The organism is Antarctobacter heliothermus (assembly GCF_900188425.1).
GTDB classification, from domain to species: domain Bacteria; phylum Pseudomonadota; class Alphaproteobacteria; order Rhodobacterales; family Rhodobacteraceae; genus Antarctobacter; species Antarctobacter heliothermus.
In genome coordinates this window covers 69,327-86,423 of sequence record NZ_FZON01000012.1, presented here as the reverse complement: position 1 = coordinate 86,423, position 17,097 = coordinate 69,327, and the positions used below count along the sequence as shown (strand labels likewise).

The 17,097-nt window shown below is 64.1% G+C and carries 16 protein-coding genes; 2 read left to right on the top strand and 14 right to left on the bottom strand.

Annotated features, from left to right (window positions below):
* The first annotated feature begins 3 nt into the window (after positions 1 to 3).
* Positions 4 to 2,040, top strand: a complete 2,037-nt coding sequence (locus tag CHB90_RS08685; protein WP_245823202.1) for a capsular polysaccharide biosynthesis protein — start codon at positions 4 to 6, stop codon at positions 2,038 to 2,040.
* 124 nt (positions 2,041 to 2,164) lie between these two features.
* Here CHB90_RS08685 and ribD read toward each other — a convergent pair whose 3' ends face one another.
* From ribD to CHB90_RS08660, 5 genes are all read right to left on the bottom strand, one after another.
* Positions 2,165 to 3,268, bottom strand: a complete 1,104-nt coding sequence (gene ribD / locus CHB90_RS08680; RefSeq protein WP_281256091.1) for a bifunctional diaminohydroxyphosphoribosylaminopyrimidine deaminase/5-amino-6-(5-phosphoribosylamino)uracil reductase RibD — start codon at positions 3,266 to 3,268, stop codon at positions 2,165 to 2,167.
* The gene (gene nrdR, locus CHB90_RS08675; protein WP_089277472.1) at positions 3,265 to 3,732 is read right to left on the bottom strand and encodes a transcriptional regulator NrdR; all 468 of its coding nucleotides are present in this window, start codon (positions 3,730 to 3,732) and stop codon (positions 3,265 to 3,267) included. The genes ribD and nrdR overlap by 4 nt, the downstream gene beginning before the upstream one ends.
* Positions 3,733 to 3,865: 133 nt before the next feature.
* Positions 3,866 to 5,410: a zinc-binding metallopeptidase family protein gene (locus CHB90_RS08670; protein WP_089277471.1), complete on the bottom strand. Its 1,545-nt coding sequence runs from the start codon at positions 5,408 to 5,410 to the stop codon at positions 3,866 to 3,868.
* Positions 5,407 to 6,159, bottom strand: coding sequence for a DUF1353 domain-containing protein (locus tag CHB90_RS08665; protein ID WP_089277470.1), 753 nt, complete (start codon positions 6,157 to 6,159; stop codon positions 5,407 to 5,409). Before CHB90_RS08665 ends, CHB90_RS08670 begins: the two co-directional genes overlap by 4 nt.
* Positions 6,160 to 6,250: 91 nt before the next feature.
* Positions 6,251 to 6,655 (bottom strand): secondary thiamine-phosphate synthase enzyme YjbQ, encoded by a 405-nt coding sequence (locus tag CHB90_RS08660; protein ID WP_089277469.1) that lies wholly within the window; start codon positions 6,653 to 6,655, stop codon positions 6,251 to 6,253.
* A 108-nt stretch (positions 6,656 to 6,763) separates the two neighbouring features.
* Here CHB90_RS08660 and yghX point away from each other — a divergent pair, with 108 nt between their 5' ends.
* Complete coding sequence (yghX, locus tag CHB90_RS08655) at positions 6,764 to 7,669, top strand: YghX family hydrolase (RefSeq protein WP_089277468.1); 906 nt, start codon at positions 6,764 to 6,766, stop codon at positions 7,667 to 7,669.
* 48 nt (positions 7,670 to 7,717) lie between these two features.
* Here the strand turns inward: yghX and CHB90_RS08650 are convergent, their stop codons facing one another.
* The 9 genes from CHB90_RS08650 to CHB90_RS08610 all read right to left on the bottom strand — a co-directional run bounded on the left by CHB90_RS08650 (position 7,718) and on the right by CHB90_RS08610 (position 17,084).
* The gene (locus tag CHB90_RS08650; protein ID WP_212591580.1) at positions 7,718 to 8,047 is read right to left on the bottom strand and encodes a DUF1294 domain-containing protein; all 330 of its coding nucleotides are present in this window, start codon (positions 8,045 to 8,047) and stop codon (positions 7,718 to 7,720) included.
* A 32-nt stretch (positions 8,048 to 8,079) separates the two neighbouring features.
* Positions 8,080 to 8,361, bottom strand: a complete 282-nt coding sequence (locus CHB90_RS08645) for an HlyU family transcriptional regulator (RefSeq protein ID WP_089277466.1) — start codon at positions 8,359 to 8,361, stop codon at positions 8,080 to 8,082.
* Between the two features lie 3 nt (positions 8,362 to 8,364).
* Positions 8,365 to 10,356, bottom strand: coding sequence for an RNA polymerase sigma factor RpoD (gene rpoD / locus CHB90_RS08640; protein ID WP_089277465.1), 1,992 nt, complete (start codon positions 10,354 to 10,356; stop codon positions 8,365 to 8,367).
* Between the two features lie 123 nt (positions 10,357 to 10,479).
* Positions 10,480 to 12,444, bottom strand: a complete 1,965-nt coding sequence (dnaG, locus tag CHB90_RS08635; protein WP_089277464.1) for a DNA primase — start codon at positions 12,442 to 12,444, stop codon at positions 10,480 to 10,482.
* A gap of 82 nt (positions 12,445 to 12,526) precedes the next feature.
* Positions 12,527 to 12,802, bottom strand: a complete 276-nt coding sequence (locus CHB90_RS08630) for a hypothetical protein (RefSeq protein ID WP_089277463.1) — start codon at positions 12,800 to 12,802, stop codon at positions 12,527 to 12,529.
* A 34-nt stretch (positions 12,803 to 12,836) separates the two neighbouring features.
* Positions 12,837 to 13,388, bottom strand: coding sequence for a sarcosine oxidase subunit gamma (locus tag CHB90_RS08625; RefSeq protein ID WP_245823201.1), 552 nt, complete (start codon positions 13,386 to 13,388; stop codon positions 12,837 to 12,839).
* A complete protein-coding gene (locus CHB90_RS08620) occupies positions 13,381 to 16,317 on the bottom strand; it encodes a sarcosine oxidase subunit alpha family protein (protein ID WP_089277462.1) in 2,937 nt (978 codons plus the stop codon). Before CHB90_RS08620 ends, CHB90_RS08625 begins: the two co-directional genes overlap by 8 nt.
* Positions 16,307 to 16,573, bottom strand: a complete 267-nt coding sequence (locus tag CHB90_RS08615; protein ID WP_089277461.1) for a sarcosine oxidase subunit delta — start codon at positions 16,571 to 16,573, stop codon at positions 16,307 to 16,309. The genes CHB90_RS08620 and CHB90_RS08615 overlap by 11 nt, the downstream gene beginning before the upstream one ends.
* Before the next feature lie 4 nt (positions 16,574 to 16,577).
* On the bottom strand, positions 16,578 to 17,084 hold the full coding sequence (locus tag CHB90_RS08610; protein ID WP_141135829.1) for a hypothetical protein: 507 nt from the start codon (positions 17,082 to 17,084) through the stop codon (positions 16,578 to 16,580).
* Positions 17,085 to 17,097 lie beyond the last annotated feature (13 nt).

Below are 17,097 nucleotides of genomic sequence, written 5' to 3'. Positions count from 1 at the left end.
CCCTTGCCGGGATCGGTTGAACAGACACACACCGCCGGGGGCCAACACCCCCGGCGTTTTTTTGTCTATAACGGCGGTTTTCTGTGGCAGCGCAGGCTGCGCCGCATCCTGTCACTGGCGGGCTACCGCGTGTCCCTCGGACGGCCCAGACCGGCGGATCTGGTCGGTGTTTGGGGGCAATCCCCCTATGCGCACCGGGGCAAGGCGATGGCCGAAAAGACCGACGCGGAACTGGTGCGGGTCGAAGATGCCTTTCTGCGTTCTCTGCACCCGGGCCGCGCCGGAGAGCCGCCAATGGGGCTGTTGATCGACCATGCGGGCGTGCATTTCGACGGGCGCGCGCCCTCGGACCTTGAAACCCTGCTGAACACCCATCCTCTGGATGACACCGCGTTGCTGGACCGGGCGCGCGGCGTCGCGGCACGGATGCAAGAGGCGCATCTGAGCAAATATTCAGCCACCCGGCTGGATGTGAACCTACCGGAACCGGGCTATGTGCTGGTCATCGACCAGACCCGCGGCGATGCCTCTGTCCGGGCCAGCGGTGCCGATCGGTCGCGGTTTCTGGAGATGCTCTTTGTCGCGCGCGAGGAAAACCCCGGCGCGCAGATCGTGTTGAAAACGCACCCGGAAACCGGCGCAGGCTATCGTGAGGGCCATTTCACCGATGCCGACACAGGCGAGACCGTGTCGCTCTATGACGGGCCCGCCTCCCCCTGGATGCTGCTGGAGGGCGCGACAGCGGTCTATACTGTCTCCTCTCAGATGGGGTTCGAGGCGATCCTGGCCGGGCACCGTCCGCGCGTCTTTGGCCTGCCGTTCTACGCGGGATGGGGGCTGACCGAAGATGAGGACGTGATCGCGCGTCGGACACGTCCCCTGACCCGGGCGCAACTGTGCGCGGGCTCGATGATCCTCTATCCGCGCTGGTACGATCCGCATGACGACAGGCTATGCGAAATCGAAACGGTTCTCGGCACGCTGGAGGCCTGTGCGCGCGCCTGGCGCGAGGACCGTTGCGGCTGGGTCGCCACGGGGATGCGCCTGTGGAAAAGAGCGCCGTTGCAAAAATTCTTTGGTCAGGAAAAGCGCCTGCGCTTTGAAGATGATGTGGAGAAAGCTGGGGACATCGCGCGCGCCGAGGGTCGGCAACAGATGTGTTGGGCGGGCAAGGCGCAGGGCGAAACGGTCCGGGTGGAGGATGGATTCCTCAGATCGCGCGGTTTGGGCGCAGATCTGGTGCCGCCCCTCTCTCTGGTGCTGGATGACGCCGGAATTTACTACGATCCGACCCGCTCGTCCGCGCTGGAGGCATGGATTCAGCGGCGCGCACTGAAGATGAGACCAGACCAAACCGAACGTATCCACAGCCTCACTCGCCGTCTGGTGGCCGATGGCTTATCCAAATACAATCTTTCGGGAAAGGCGCCACTGCTTCCTCCGGGTCATCGGATCCTTGTCCCCGGACAGGTCGAGGATGACGCTTCGATCCTCACCGGCAGCCCGAACATGCGCCGAAACGCGGACCTGCTGGCCCGTGTCCGTGCCGAAAACCCCGACTCCGTGATCTTGTGGAAACCTCATCCCGACGTCGAAGCCGGATTGCGGTCCGGCAAGGTCGATCATCCCGACCGCTGGGCTGATGCCGTGCTGGACAACTGCGATATCGGCGCGCTGTTGCGGGATGTCGACGAGGTTTGGACGATGACCTCGCTCACCGGGTTCGAGGCCTTGATGCGCGGGTGCCGTGTGGTGACGCTGGGCGCACCGTTTTACGCGGGCTGGGGCCTGACGCGCGATCTGGGCCCGGTGCCCGCCCGCAGGTTGCATGGCCCTCGCCCAACGCTGGACGCATTGGCCCACGCCACCCTGATTGACTATCCACGCTATTTCGACCCGGCGACAACTTCACCCTGTTCCGTCGAAACCGTCGTCAGCCGCCTGAAATCCGGCAGGATTCCGTCACCAGGCCCCTTCAATCGGGGGCTGGCAAAACTACAAGGCGCACTGGCCAGTCGGGCCCACCTGTGGCGTCATTAACGTCGCATGGCAGCCAATTGGTCCATCAATCTGATATAAAAGTTATTTCCAGACATATCCACAGGTGGCTGACGCAAAGTAAACCGCGCAAGTGAGCGTGTTAACCATTTGTTAACGTTCCGGTTTACCCTTCCCGCCGCCGACGCCAAACGTGATGGATATCCGCCCCCTGCGACATTACATCCACAAGCTGAAACCGAGGCGCGTCGTCCAGGCGGTCAACCCCAAGTGCGCCAATCCCCGGATGGCCTTCGGCCCCCAGCGCCATCCCGGCGGAAAAGACGTGCAACTCATCCACGAGATCGTGCATCAGCAAGGACCCGGCCAATTGCCCGCCGCCCTCACAAAACACCCGCGTCAGCCCCTCGGCCCCAAGGGTGCGCAGCATCGCCAGAGGATCAATGCGTCCACCGGCGATCTGGCAAGGCAAGAGCCGCGCGCCGATCCCGTCCCAGGCAGAGCGCAGCTCGCTGCGCGCCTCCGGGCCGTGACAGAACCACAACGGCACATCTCTGGCGCTTTGGGCCAGATAACTCATCAAGGGTACGTCGATCAGGCGCGACACGACAATGCGCACTGGCTGACGGCGCGGCCCAAAGCCGCGCACCGTCAATTGCGGATCATCGGCCCGCGCCGTTCCGGCCCCGACCATGACCGCGTCATGGCTGGCGCGCAGCCCGTGCACCGCGCGACGTGCAGCGGGACCGGTGATCCACTGGCTTTCCCCGGTGGCCGTGGCAATCCGCCCGTCCAATGTCATGGCCAGTTTCAGCGTGACCCAAGGCCGCCCCTGCGAAACCCGCAGAAAGAACCCGGCATGATCATGCAGCGCCTGCTCGGCGCCGATGCCGGTTGTGACCTCGACCCCGTTTTTCCGAAGATAGTCAAAACCTTGCCCGTCGACCCTGGGGTCGCTGTCGGCGATGGGGGCGACCACGCGCGCGATACCGGCCGCCGCCAGGGCCTGACAGCAGGGCGGCGTCTGGCCGTGATGTGCGCAAGGCTCAAGCGTGACATAGGCCGTGGCACCGCGCGCGGCCTGTCCGGCCTGCTCCAGCGCCACGGTTTCGGCGTGCGGACGCCCGCCCGGCTGGGTCCACCCACGACCGACCACGCGACCGTCACGGACGATGACGCAGCCAACCGCCGGGTTCGGCCAGCACTGTCCCATGCCGCGCCGACCCAGCCCAAGGGCATGGGCCATGTGGCGCCGGTCGTCGGATGTCACTTTTCCGCCTGACCTTCGGGACGCAACTCACTGACGAACTTGTCAAAATCGTCTGCGGCCTGAAAGTTCTTGTAGACGCTGGCAAAGCGGACATAGGCTACGGTGTCGATCCGCGACAGCGTTTCCATGACAATCTCACCGATCATCTTGGACGGGATGTCCGTCTCACCCATGCTTTCCAGCCGCCGCACGATGCCAGAGATCATCTGGTCAATGCGTTCCGGGTCCAGCGGGCGTTTCTGCAACGCCATGCGAATGGACCGCTCCAGCTTGTCCCGGTCAAAATCCTCACGCCGCCCGCTGGTCTTGATGACGACAAGGTCGCGCAACTGCACGCGTTCGTAGGTGGTGAACCGTCCGCCGCAAGCCGGACAGAACCGGCGTCGACGGATCGAAACATGGTCCTCGGCCGGGCGAGAGTCCTTTACCTGGGTGTCGATATTTCCGCAAAACGGGCAGCGCATAGGCCCATCCCCTCGTTTTTACTTGATGATCCTGCCTCTGGTCATGGGGTTGGCCCCCACTTATCCACAGTCACTATAGGGGAGCCGCCAGAATTTGGGTAGAGGGGAATTGACGCCGCTAGATAAGGCAGGCTCAGCCCGGAATATGCCAGTGCCGACCGCGGACAGTGGTGACATATTCCGGCCAGGGCAAATCCACGGGGGGCGGGTAATCCGCCAAGGGCGGGATCGGATTTTCGGCGCGGCGGCGCGCGAACTCCTCCGCTGCGGCGTCGCGTGCGCCGGAATCGGTGAGCAATTGCAACGCGGTGCGCGCCAGTACGCGACCTGCCGTTGCCACGGTCGGGTCAATCAACGCGGGAATGCCCCCCATCGCATTCATCGCCCAAGGCGGATACGGCCCGCCGCGCAGTGCGGGGCGCGCGATGTAGATCCGCGCCGTGGGGGCGTGCCAGCACATGTCCGTATAGTCGTCCGAGGTGCTGTTGCGCTGACCGGGCGGCAGATCGCGGCGCAGGATCGCCTCTGCCTCTTGCGGTGCAATCAGACGGGTGCATTCCGGGATCAACGGATCGTCGGTGGGCTCTTGCCCACACGCCGCCTGCACCTGACGGGCCAGATCCAGCGCTTGGGCATCATAAACCGGCGCGCCGACCTGCTGGAGCGCCTCCCAGGCAATAGAGGCCAACGCATGATTGGGCAGTCCGGGGCGGGATTTGCTGACCCAGATCTTTTCGACCGTGCAGCCGGTGATCAAAGCCACATGCTCGGCCAGCCGGTCCAGTTGCGCGGTGATCTGTTCGGCCATGTCCAGATCCGGCACCCGGATCATGTATTGCAGATCGGCCTGCCGCGCGGGCAGATTGTCGGCGCTGGCCTGCCCGGTGGACAGGATCGCCTCTGACACGGACCAGCCGCCGCGATGGGGCAACATGGACTCCCGCAGGGACCGCCCCAGCTGGTACAGGGTGATCAGCGCGTCATTGGCCCCCGGCGCACGCACGTCAGAGTGGCTTTGCGGGATCGGCGGCGCGCCCTCCCCGCCCTGCATCCAGGCCTGTGGCGCGGCGCACCTGAACCGATACACAAAGCTGTAGGCCGCGCCGCAATGGGTGTCCCAGCGCACGGTGTTGCACAGCGGCAGCATGTAGAACGGGTGCCACGACAGCATCGCCGCCAACCCGTCATAATACCCGGCGGCGGCATGGATCGGTTTGGAGCCACGGACCTTTTCCGCAGGTTCGCCGGTGATCTGCAGCCCGCCGGGAATGCCCTGCGCCTGCATCGCCGCCTTGGTGGCCAGCACGCCCGCCAGCGCGCCCATGCCCAGTGCGGAATGCGGATCGGTGTGGCCGGCAGCAAGCGGACCCAGCCCGGCGCGCGGGGCCTCAAACGGCACGGGCGCCTGACAGTTGGCCGGGACGGCGTCGTATTCGGCATACATGCCGACCACAGGCCCCTCTCCCTGCTGCCAGCGGGCGCAAAACGCCGTCGGCATCCCGGCAGATTCTGCCTCTACCTCGAACCCCTCGGCGCGCAGCCGGTCGACGTACCATGCCGCTGATCGGTATTCGCGCCACGCGGGTTCCGCATAGTCAAAGATCTGCGCGCACCAGTCCGAGAGATCCCCGGCATGGTCCGCGATCCAGGCATCGGCGGCGTCAAAGGCTTTGGTCACAGGTTTCTCGGGTCCTTGGCATCACGGAGATAGTCGGGAATGACCTGCGGCTCTCCTGACAAAAGCGCCTTTTCCCGCTCTTCCATCCATTGTTCGATTTCATCCGGCGTGGGATCGGTCAATTCGATCCATTTCAGACACCATTCCATTTCCTGCCGCAAGACCGCCTCTGGCAAATGATCCAGCATCCTGTCCGGTTCATCCCAACGCGGACCGCCGAGAAAGACAGCGGCATACATGATCTTGGCCTTTTTCGGCGGCGTGCCGTTGACCAAAAGCGCCTCAAAGAACATGCGATGCACCTCACGCCATGACCGGGTGCGGAAGGTGGCCAAACCGTCATTCCCGACACCGCAATAGGCATCGTGCAGGGCCGCCGCCATCAGGTATTCGCGGCTTTGCCGGTCGCCGATCAGGGGCGCAAAGATAACCGGGATCGTCGCCCCGTCGGTCAGGGTATTGGGCGGCGCGGTCCACTTGTCGCCCGTGGCGTCGATGAAATCGATCTTGGCCAGGGTTGGCAAAAAGGCGTGGTGGAAATTCTCCATGAACACGGGTTCACCGGCCATCTGCAGCGGGCCGCCGATAAAGCGGCAGAACCGCTTGCGGTCTTCCACGTCCAGGCAGGTCGAGGCCACGCCGCTCTGGCGGGCGAGGTATTCCGGCAGGCCGATCACCGCCCCCGCTCCGCCCGCGACGAGCAGGAGACCAACGGCGAAAAACGCCCGACCTTTGGTCATGCGTGACATGTGTTCATTCCCGAGACAAACGGTTTGAAAAACTTGGCAGTTATCGCACCGACCCTATCAGCCCGGCGGGGCGGAACAATGGCGGAATTCCTCACCCGGACAGATGGCACACCACCTCACGGCGGTGCGGCGCGCTGCGGTGTTCGAACAGGTAAATGCCCTGCCATGTGCCCAGTCCCAGCCGCCCGTCCACCAGCGGGATCGACAGGCTGACCGGCAACAGCGCCGCCTTGATATGGGCGGGCATGTCGTCAGGCCCCTCATACCGGTGGGTCAGATAGGCCATCTGTGGGGCATCCGCATCCGGCACCAGACGGGCAAAAAACGCCTCCAGATCGCGGCGCACGTCCGGGTCGGCGTTTTCCTGAATAACCAGACTGGCCGAGGTGTGGCGCAGGAACAGCGTGCACAGGCCGTCCGACAACCCGGACTGCGCCACCCAGTCGGCAACCTGTCCCGTGACCTCATACAGGCCCGGCCCACGCGTGCTGATCATGAAAACGTTATTCGGCACGCTCTTCCCTCACCTGAAATCACAGTTAAGCTAATTACATCCGAACGCTGGCGCCGCAACGGGCCCGGGCGGACCTCAGGGAGCCTATTGATGAACGACCAGACCCCGCAACGCCGCATGACCGCGGCTGATTTCGATCAGGACCTTCTGGATCTGTACGATTTTTACGCGCATGGACGCATCACAAAGCGCGAATTTCTGGACAAGGCGGGCAAATTTGCCGTCGGCGGTCTGACCGCGCTTGCACTGCTGAACATGCTGTCACCAAACTACGCCATGGCCGAGCAGGTCAGTTTCAACGATCCCGATATCACGGCGGACTACATCGAATACCCCTCGCCCAACGGCCACGGCAGCGTGCGCGGCTATCTGGTGCGGCCTGCAAATGCCAATGGCCCGCTGCCTGCGGTGGTGGTTGTGCATGAGAACCGCGGCCTGAACCCCTACATCGAGGACGTGGCACGCCGCGCCGCCAAGGCCGGGTTCATCGCATTGGCCCCGGACGGGTTGACCAGTGTCGGCGGCTATCCCGGCAACGACGCGGACGGGCGCGACCTGCAGCAGACCGTCGATGGCGTCAAACTGATGAACGATTTCTTCGCCGCCTATGAGTTCCTCGCGGATCACGCGGAAACCACAGGCAAGGTCGGCTGCGTCGGCTTTTGCTATGGCGGCGGCGTGTGCAATGCGCTGGCGGTGGCCTACCCGGAACTGGGGGCCTCTGTCCCGTTCTATGGCCGACAGGCCAGCGTCGAGGACGTGCCGAAAATCCAGGCGCCCCTGCTGCTGCAATACGCGGAACTGGATGAGCGTATCAACGAAGGCTGGCCTGCCTATGAGGCCGCGCTGAAAGAGCACGGCAAGACCTACACCGCGCATATCTACCCCGGCGTGAACCACGGATTCCACAACGACAGCACCCCGCGATACGATGAGGCGGCAGCAGAGCTGGCGTGGGATCGGACCATCGCGTTTTTCAACGAACACCTGACCTGAAACCGTCGGGGCGCGGTTCCGCTGCGCCCCGTACCCAGTGCCTCCGGGTCAGCCAGAAACACCCGTCAGCCCGGACAAGATCCACTGTCGGCTGGCGGGGATCACCATGGCCACGACGGCCACGGCCTGCATCAGGCAGATCGCGTTCAAAGTCCCGGCAAACGGCTGCTTGCTTGTCTTGTGACGAAAGACACGCTGGCCCAGCTTGGCGCCGACAGAGCCGCCCAGCGCGGCAAGGATCAGCAGATTGCGTTCTGGCACGCGCCAGACGCCCCGGCGCGCGCGCCGCTTGTCCAGACCGAACAGGACAAAGGCCAGTGCGTTGACCAAGACGGCCAGCCCGACACAGGTCAGGATAAGGACGACCCTGTCAGTCATGTCCGCGAATACCATCGGGGCCCAATCCCTGTTCAGTCGAACAGTCGCGCGCCCATCTGGTCGATCATCTGCTTGGCCTTGCGGATCGACGCATCCACAGCCTCATCCGCATCGCGGATCAAGTCCGCACGGATCAGATGGTGGGTCTTGGTCTCGCCGTTTACCTCGCCCTCGATCAGCGCGCCGATGCGGTACTGACCGCCCTCCGACGACGGCTGCGGGGTGATCCGGAAACCTTCGTAATCAATCGAAGCGGCGGCGGCGGGCGTCTTGTCCGCGCCGCCACCCCCGAAAAGACGTTTCAACAACGACATCGCTTATTGATCCAGGAACGAGCGCAGCTTGCGCGACCGGCTGGGATGCTTGAGCTTGCGCAGCGCCTTGGCCTCGATCTGGCGGATCCGTTCGCGGGTAACGCTGAACTGCTGGCCCACTTCTTCCAGCGTATGGTCGGTGTTCATACCGATGCCAAAGCGCATCCGCAGCACCCGTTCCTCACGCGGCGTCAGCGAGGACAGCACGCGGGTCGTGGTTTCCTTCAGGTTTTCCTGAATGGCGGAATCCAGCGGCAGGATCGCGTTCTTGTCTTCGATGAAATCGCCAAGCTGGCTGTCTTCCTCGTCGCCGATGGGCGTTTCCAGCGAAATCGGCTCCTTGGCGATCTTCATCACCTTGCGGACCTTTTCCAAAGGCATCTGCAGCTTTTCTGCCAATTCCTCTGGTGTCGGTTCGCGGCCAATTTCATGCAGCATCTGGCGACCGGTGCGGACCAGCTTGTTGATCGTCTCGATCATGTGGACCGGGATCCGAATGGTGCGCGCCTGGTCCGCGATGGATCGGGTGATCGCCTGACGGATCCACCACGTTGCGTAGGTCGAGAACTTGTAGCCGCGACGGTATTCGAACTTGTCCACCGCCTTCATCAGGCCGATGTTGCCTTCCTGAATGAGATCAAGGAATTGCAGGCCGCGGTTGGTGTATTTCTTGGCGATCGAGATCACCAGACGCAGGTTGGCCTCGACCATTTCCTTTTTCGCCTGACGGGCCTCTTTTTCGCCCTTCTGCACCTGGTTCACGATGCGGCGGAATTCCGAGATATCCAGACCGACGTACTGACCAACCTGTGCCATGTCGGCGCGCAGTTCCTCGACCTTGTCGGTCGAGCGTTCGATGAACATCTGCCAGCCGCGACCGGATTTCGCGCCCATACGCTCCAGCCAGTTGGGGTCCAGTTCGTGGTTGCGGTATTCCTCGATGAATTCGCGGCGGTTTATGCGGGCCTGATCGGCCAGCTTTACCATGGCGCTGTCGATCGACATGATGCGTTTGTTGATGCCGTACAACTGGTCGATCAACGCCTCGATCCGGTTGTTGTGCAGGTGAAGCTCATTCACCAGTTCAACGATCTCGGAGCGCAGCTTTTGATACAGCGCCTCATCGCCCGCAGAGAAAGAACCGTCCTCGTTCAGGGTCGCCGAGATCCGGCTGTCCTGCATTTCGGCCAGTTGTTCGTAATCCTGCGCGATCCGGTCCAGCGTTTCCAGCACGCGCGGCTTGAGCGCGGTTTCCATCGCGGCGAGCGACATGTTCGCCTGCTCGTCGTCTTCGTCGTCGTCGTCGTCCTTGGCGATGGGATTGCCGTCGGCGTCGTATTCCGGCTCATCGCTCTTGGGCTTGGCAGCGGCGTCGACATTGGCGGTGGCGTCCACCACCGGCTCCCCCAGTTCGCCGTCCTCGCCCATCTGGCCAGAGAACGTGGTCTCAAGGTCGATCACGTCGCGCAGCAGGATGTCCTCTGACAGCAATTCCTCGCGCCAGATGGTGATCGCCTGAAAGGTCAGCGGGCTTTCACACAGCCCGAGGATCATGGTGTTGCGGCCGGCCTCAATGCGCTTGGCGATGGCGATTTCGCCCTCGCGGCTCAGCAGTTCGACGCTGCCCATCTCGCGCAGGTACATGCGCACCGGATCATCGGTGCGGTCCAGCTTTTCATTGCCGGAGCCCGCCAGCGTGACTTCGCCCGGCTTCTTGGTCTCGACCAGATCGGTCGAGCCTTTGCTGTCGTCGTCTTCCTGCTCTTCCTCTTCGGTGACCTGGATGCCCATTTCGGACAGCATGGACATCACGTCCTCGATCTGGTCGGACGAGACCTGATCAGGGGGAAGCACCTGGTTGAGCTGATCGTAGGTGATGTAGCCGCGTTCACGCGCCTCGGCGATCATCTTCTTGACCGCCGCCTGGCTCATGTCGAGGCCGGCATCCTCTTCCTGGTCTTCGGACTTGACGTCTTCATTGTCCTTGGCTGCCATGCGGCTCTCCTGATGGGGGGCTCGGGAACGGGGCGATTCGTTGAAACGACTCAATAGCGCGATAAAGTGATTCGCACACCCGTTTAACCTTATTTCTTTACCAGTTCGTCACCAATACGACGCTCATTTCCGGCCCTTGTCGAATCGAATCTGCGACAGGAGCGAATCGAACGCGCTGCGTTCCTCACGGTCAATCGGGGCACCGTTTGGCCCCACGTCATATTCGGCATCATCTTCATCCCGGCGGCGACCCGCCTGCGCGCGGACCCTTGCGGCCTCTGCCAGACGCCATGTCAGCGCCTCGTCGGCATGGTCGGCCAGGTCCTCCACGGCTTCGTTCAGTTCCACTTGCCACCCGTCGGCGGCGGCGAGCTTCGCCAGTTCCTCGGCCACGGTCAGCCTTGCTAGATCGGCATTTCCGGGCGTGCGGATACAGGGCACCACCGCCACATGGCGTCCCATCAAAAGATTTTCAAGGGCTTCCGCCCCGATCACCGCCTCTGCACGCCGGGTCATCGTCTCTGGTTCGGCGATACTGTCGAGGATGGCATCCCGCAAGGCCGCCAGCGTTCCGTCGGCGCAGGGCATGTCCTCCAACTGCGATTCGAACCCCTCTGCGATACTGGGGGCCGACAGAACCGCCGCCAGGATCACCTCCAGCCGCAGGCGGCGTTCGCCCTCTTTCCCGGACGAGGCCAGAAACGACGCCTTTGCCCCCGCCGTGGGCGCCGCTGGCGGCTGAAACGGTTTGAACCCCTTTCCCCGATAGCTTTGCTGTTGGCGCGGGGCCTGTTGCGGGCGTTGGGCGCGAAAGGCCTGAAACCGCAGCTCCTTGATCGCCTCGCCATAGTGGTGGCGCAGACTGGGATCCTGAATCTTGCCGATCCGCGCGCGCAACGCCTTGTCCAGCGACGCCTTGCGCTCGGGGCTGTCCAGCACCAAGCCCTCTGTTTCTTGCCGCCACAGCAGTTGCACCATGGGCATCGCCCCGTCCAACACCTTGCGGACCGCCTCTGGCCCTTCGGCGCGCAACAGGTCGTCCGGGTCCTTGCCTTCTGGCATGATGGCAAAGCGCAGCCCCTTGCCTGCCTCCAGCAGCGGCAGGGCCACGTCGATCACCCGGTACGCGGCGTTCAGCCCGGCCTTGTCGCCATCCAGCGCGATCACCGGCTCATCCGACACGCGCCACATCAGTTGCAACTGCGGCTCTGTCACGGCGGTGCCCAGCGGCGCGACCGACGCCGTGAACCCCGCCTCTGACAGGGCGATCACATCCATGTACCCCTCGCCCACGATCAGGGTCTGCCCCCGGCCCGATGCCTCGCGCGCGGGTTTGAAATTGAACAGGTTGCGCGACTTGTCGAACAGGTCGGTTTCCGGCGAGTTGAGGTATTTGGCGTTGTCGTTCGGGTCCATCGCGCGCCCGCCAAAGGCGATGGCGCGTCCGCGCGCATCGCGGATCGGGAACATGATGCGGTTGCGGAACACGTCATAGGGTGCGCGCCCCTTGTCCGACGCCTTGACCAGCCCGGCGGCCAGCATCAGGTCCGGCGACACGCCCCGCCCGCCCAGCGCCTCACGCAGGTTTTCCCACCCCGGCGGGGCAAAGCCGATCTCCCAACGTTCCAGCGCCGCCTCGTCCAGACCGCGCCGCGCCAGATAGGCGCGCGCCTCGGCCCCGGCCCCGGTCTTCAGTTGCAGGCGAAAGAACCCGACCGCTTGTTCCATGACCTCGACCAGCTGTGTCCGCCGATCCGCCTTTTGCTGCGCGCGCGGGTCTGCCTTGGGCACCTCCATGCCCGCTTCCTGGGCCAGGATCTCGATCGCTTCCATGAAGCTCACGTTTTCCGTTTCCCGAACAAAGGAAATGGCGTCGCCCTTGGCGTGGCAGCCAAAGCAATAGTAATAGCCCTTGCGGTCATCGACGTGAAAGGACGCGGTCTTTTCGTGGTGAAACGGGCACGGCGCCCATAGGTCGCCCTTGCCCTGATTGGATTTTCTGTTATCCCACAGCACCTTGCGCCCCACCACCTGGGCGAGGCTGGAACGATTGCGCAGTTCATCCAGAAAACCGGGGGGGAGACTCATGGCCGCTTTATCGGTCTTTGCGGTCCCATTGCCAAGAGGCGGTCATCCGCGCGCAAAACGATGCGCCCCATCCTGAGGTGAATCAGAGCGCCTCACATTGGGTGCGCGCCGCCTTGGCCACCTCTGGCGTCAGGGCCGCCTCGGGCAGGGCAAAGACAAACTCGGCCAATTGCTCGGCGGCGGTCCGGTCCATGTCCTTGCGCAGCGCGCGGCGCACCTTGCCGATGGCATCACCGTCCAGCCGGGCCTGCACGGCGGCGTTGAACCATGTTTCCGTCAACTCACATTTATCGACGTCCTGTGCCACGGCACCCGATGCCGTCATTCCGATCACAGCGGCAATAGTCAAAACGCGCATGACACGCACTCCCCTCTGTCAGTCAGAGAGGTATCTAGCCCGCCGCCCGCCGTCCGGCAACAGAGGCCATGGCGTCACTTATTTCATGGGCAAGAGTCCGCGCCATCGACCGGAACGCCATGATTTGCAGCCCCTCAGCCCGCCGACAGATCGTGACCGACATATGCTGGCACAGCGTCCGCGCCGCCGCCCCTTCGGGAAAGGCGGCGGGTCGCAGATCAATGGGCACCAGCCGCGCCAGCACGTCCTCGGCATCCAGACCCGCCAGCAGCACCACCGACCAAGCGTCCGACTGATCGGTGACAGCGGCGTGTGGCGCAAGGCTGTCGTCCGGGGCCGGTCCCATCAAAAAGGCCTGATCCCGCGCCGTCCAGACACAGGATGCGCCTTCGGCCACAGTGGTTTGCCCCGGTTCGGGAAAGCCCAGACCGTGCGCCGCCTGCAACGCCTCCGTCAGCGCCGCGTGCTGTCCCCGGAATGGCATCAGCGCGGTGATCCGTCCCGGATCGACCTCGCTCAGGGTCGTCTCACCAATGGTTATCGGCAAAATCCCGTTGCAGGGCATCAAAGCTGTCAATTCAACCACGCAGCCGTCCTCCATCCGCATCAAACGCCACCGGATCGGTCACAAGACAGACCTCTTCGACCCCGCGCAGGTGATCGACCATCCGTACCTCTTCACCATGCCGCGCGCGCCCGTTTTTCAGGAAACCCAAGCCAAGGAACGTCCCCAGCGTCGGCGAAAACCCGACCGAGGTGATATAGCCCAAATCGTTGATCCGCACCGCCTCGGCCTCCTTGTCGAACAGATGCGCCCCGGCGGTCAGCGCGTTGCCCACGGTCACCGGCCGCAGGCCGACCAGTTGTTCGCGGTCGTCGTCGACCATGCCGGGCCGCGCCGCCAGCGCCTTGCCGATACAGTCCTTCTTGGCCGACACCATGCGGGCAAAGCCGATGTCAAAGGCATTGGTGCGCCCGTGGATCTCGGCGTGGGTGATGTGCCCTTTCTCGATCCGCAGGACGTTGAGCGCCTCCATCCCGTAGGGGCCGCCGCCCAGCGCCTCTGCCCGGCCCAGCAGCACCTCGAACAGGCTGGCCCCATAGCGCGCAGGCACCGCGATCTCATAGGCGTGTTCGCCGGAAAAAGAGATACGGAACAGCCGCGCCGCGACACCGCCGATGCTGACCGGCCCGTTTTGCATAAACGGAAAGCTGTCGTCGTCGATTGGCTCATCCAGCAGCGCATTCAGCAATTCGCGCGATTTCGGTCCGGCCACGGCAAACTGCGCCCATTGTTCGGTGACGGACACAAACCGCACGTCCATATGGCTGCAATAGGCCTGCCGCACCCAGTCGAGGTGCTTCATCACCGGCCCCGCCGCAGCGGTGGTTGTGGTCATGACCCACTGGGTTTCCGACAGCCGCGCCGTGGTGCCGTCGTCCATCACATGACCACCCTCGCGCAACATCAGCCCATAGCGCACGCGCCCCGGTTTCAGCGTCGAGAAGGTGTTGGAGTAGACGAAATCGAGGAACGGGCCGACATCGCGCCCTTGCAGATCGATCTTGCCAAGGGTCGACACGTCGCAGATGCCCACCGCCTCGCGCACCATCTTTACCTCACGGTCACAGCTTTCGCGCCAGGAGGTCTCGCCCGGTTTGGGAAAGTACGAAGGCCGATACCACAGCCCCGCCTCGATCATCGGCGCACCGCGCGTCACACAGCCCTCATGCGAGGTGGTGTAGCGCTGCGGGGCAAAACCCGCGCCCTGCGCCCCCGCGCCCATCGCCGCAATCGGTACAGGCACATAAGGCGGGCGGAAGGTGGTTGTGCCGGTCTCAGGAATGTCGCGGCCCGTGGCGTCGGCCAGAACCGCCAAGGCCGACACGTTAGAGCTTTTGCCCTGATCGGTCGCCATGCCCTGCGTCGTGTAGCGTTTCATATGCTCGACGCTCTTGTAGTTCTCCGTCGCCGCCTGCTTGACGTCCTTCACGGTCACGTCGTTCTGGAAATCCAGCCAGGCGCGCCCCTTGCCCGCCACGGCCCACAGACGGCGCACCCGGTAGGCCGCGTTTTCCGCCTCCGGGATCACAGGCTTATCACCGGTGAAGCCTAGCGCGCTGGCGGCGTCAAACCCCGCCTCGGCGCCCTCGCGCAGGCAGGCATGGGTGGAAAACGTACCGCGCGCAGAACCCGCGACGCTCATGCCCGGCACCGCGCCGTCGCGTGGGACAAATGCCGCGATCTGATCGTTCCAGACAGGCCGCCCGTTCAGGTGGCAGGTCAGATGCACAGAGGGGTTCCAACCGCCGGAGACGCCCAGCGCGTCCACCTGCAGACGTTTCAACGCGCCCTGCGGGCCGGTCAGGTCGATGGCCTCCAACCCTTTGCCGCCCAGCGCGCGGGACACTTGCCAACCGGGAAAAAACGGCACGTCGCCGGCCAGGTTCTGTGCATCATGGCGGCTGTCGACCAGCGCCTCGACCCGGACACCGGCGTCCAGCATGTCGCGCGCGGTCCGGTGCGCGTCATCGTTGTTGCCAAACACCGCCACCCGCTGTCCCGGCACAACACCCCAGCGGTTCAAATAGGCCCGCAGCGCGCCCGCCATCATCACGCCGGGGCGGTCGTTGTCGCGGAACGCGATGTGCCGCTCCATCGCACCGGCGCAGAGCACAGCGCGTTTCGCCGCGATCCGCCAGAAACACTCGACCGGCGCATCGCCGGGGTTGGCCAGATGATGCGTCACCCGCTCCAGTGCGCCGAAGGTGCCGCCGTCATAAGCACCCGTGACGGTGGTGCGCGGCATCAGCCGCACGTTCGGCAGCGTCGCCAGTTCGGCGGCCATGGCATGTGCCCAGGCATGACCCGGCTGATAGTCGACCTCTTCCTCTTCCGACGCCAAGCGCCCGCCGCAATCGAACCCCTCATCGCACAGGATCACCTCTGCCCCGGTCCGGCTGGCGGCATGGGCGGCCATCAGCCCCGCCGGTCCGCCGCCGATCACCAACACGTCGCAAAAGGCATAGGCCTTTTCATAGCGTTCCGCGTTGGATTTGCCCGACAGCGCCCCCAGACCCGCCGCGCGGCGGATCATCGGCTCATACAGCTTTTCCCAAAAACTCTTGGGCCACATGAAGGTCTTGTAATAGAACCCCGCGCCAAAGAACGGCGCGGCAAGGTTGTTCACGCTCAGAAAGTCCACATTCAGCGACGGCCAGCGATTCTGGCTGACCGCCTCCAGCCCGCTGTAAACCTCTTGCACCGTGGCGCGGATGTTGGGGTCCGTGTCCCCGGCCCGCGTCACCGTCACCAGCGCGTTGGGCTCCTCTGACCCGGCGGTCAGCACCCCGCGCGGGCGGTGATATTTGAAACTGCGCCCCATCAGCCGCACATCCGCCCCCAGCAGCGCCGAGGCCAGCGTATCGCCGGCAAACCCGCTGTAAGCCTTGCCGTCGAAGGTAAAGTTCAGCGGGCGCGACCGATCCACCCGGCCCTTGCCGTCAATCCGCATCGGCGCTCTCCACCAATTCGACCGAGAACACCTCATGCGTGACGGTATCGCGCTCCACCGCCAGCCAGGCGGTGCAGCCCGCCTCGTGATACCACAGGTCTCGTGTGCGACCGGCCGGGTTGTCGCGCAGGTGCAGCCAGTCCGCCCAGACCTGCGGCGGGGCATCCGCGCCGGGGCGGTCCAGCATCACAGCGTCCCCCTGGTAGTAGAATTCGCGCCGGTCGCGCGGGCCGCATATCGGGCAGGTCAGCCGCATCTCTTCACATCCCGTAACAGTCCGAGTCCGCGACCCGGTACAGTCGATAACTTGTATAGGCGCCGCGCACTTCGGCCATGTCCATCACGCCGCCGCATTCGCTGGTGTTGCCCACCACCATGTAACGGGTGCGGAACACCATGCCCTGTCCGTCCTGTTTGGTGACCTCCATGCGGCCGCCGTCACATTCGACCTGACAATACGGCGCGCCCGTTTCCGTGCCGCAGATCAGGAACTGTTGCAGCCGCGCACCGACCCAGGGCTGGCCGCGCACATGGCCCTGATTTGCGGGCACCACCTCGATCGTGGCCTCACGCGCGACCTCTGTCATCCAGTCGCCCACACGCAACCGCACCGATTTGACCACCTGTGCCGGGTGATCCCACAAATGCTGGTCCGAATAGACCCGCTGGTAACAGCCGGGGCGAATGTCCTCGGCGGCAGCAGGCAGCGCCGCGGTCAGGACCGCCGCCAGCGCCCCTGCCAATATCCCGAATGTGCGAACAGCCATGATGTTTCCCTTC

Excerpts from the sequence above, each read along its gene's own strand:
- nrdR (WP_089277472.1), bottom strand. The coding sequence starts at position 3,732 with ATGCGCTGCCCGTTTTGCGGAAATATCGACACCCAGGTAAAGGACTCT.
- CHB90_RS08665 (WP_089277470.1), bottom strand. The coding sequence starts at position 6,159 with ATGTCACGCATGACCAAAGGTCGGGCGTTTTTCGCCGTTGGTCTCCTG.
- CHB90_RS08660 (WP_089277469.1), bottom strand. The coding sequence starts at position 6,655 with ATGATCAGCACGCGTGGGCCGGGCCTGTATGAGGTCACGGGACAGGTT.
- yghX (WP_089277468.1), top strand. The coding sequence starts at position 6,764 with ATGAACGACCAGACCCCGCAACGCCGCATGACCGCGGCTGATTTCGAT.
- CHB90_RS08650 (WP_212591580.1), bottom strand. The coding sequence starts at position 8,047 with ATGACTGACAGGGTCGTCCTTATCCTGACCTGTGTCGGGCTGGCCGTC.
- CHB90_RS08645 (WP_089277466.1), bottom strand. The coding sequence starts at position 8,361 with ATGTCGTTGTTGAAACGTCTTTTCGGGGGTGGCGGCGCGGACAAGACG.
- rpoD (WP_089277465.1), bottom strand. The coding sequence starts at position 10,356 with ATGGCAGCCAAGGACAATGAAGACGTCAAGTCCGAAGACCAGGAAGAG.
- dnaG (WP_089277464.1), bottom strand. The coding sequence starts at position 12,444 with ATGAGTCTCCCCCCCGGTTTTCTGGATGAACTGCGCAATCGTTCCAGC.
- CHB90_RS08630 (WP_089277463.1), bottom strand. The coding sequence starts at position 12,802 with ATGCGCGTTTTGACTATTGCCGCTGTGATCGGAATGACGGCATCGGGT.
- CHB90_RS08620 (WP_089277462.1), bottom strand. The coding sequence starts at position 16,317 with ATGCGGATTGACGGCAAGGGCCGGGTGGATCGGTCGCGCCCGCTGAAC.
- CHB90_RS08615 (WP_089277461.1), bottom strand. The coding sequence starts at position 16,573 with ATGCGGCTGACCTGCCCGATATGCGGCCCGCGCGACCGGCGCGAATTC.
- CHB90_RS08610 (WP_141135829.1), bottom strand. The coding sequence starts at position 17,084 with ATGGCTGTTCGCACATTCGGGATATTGGCAGGGGCGCTGGCGGCGGTC.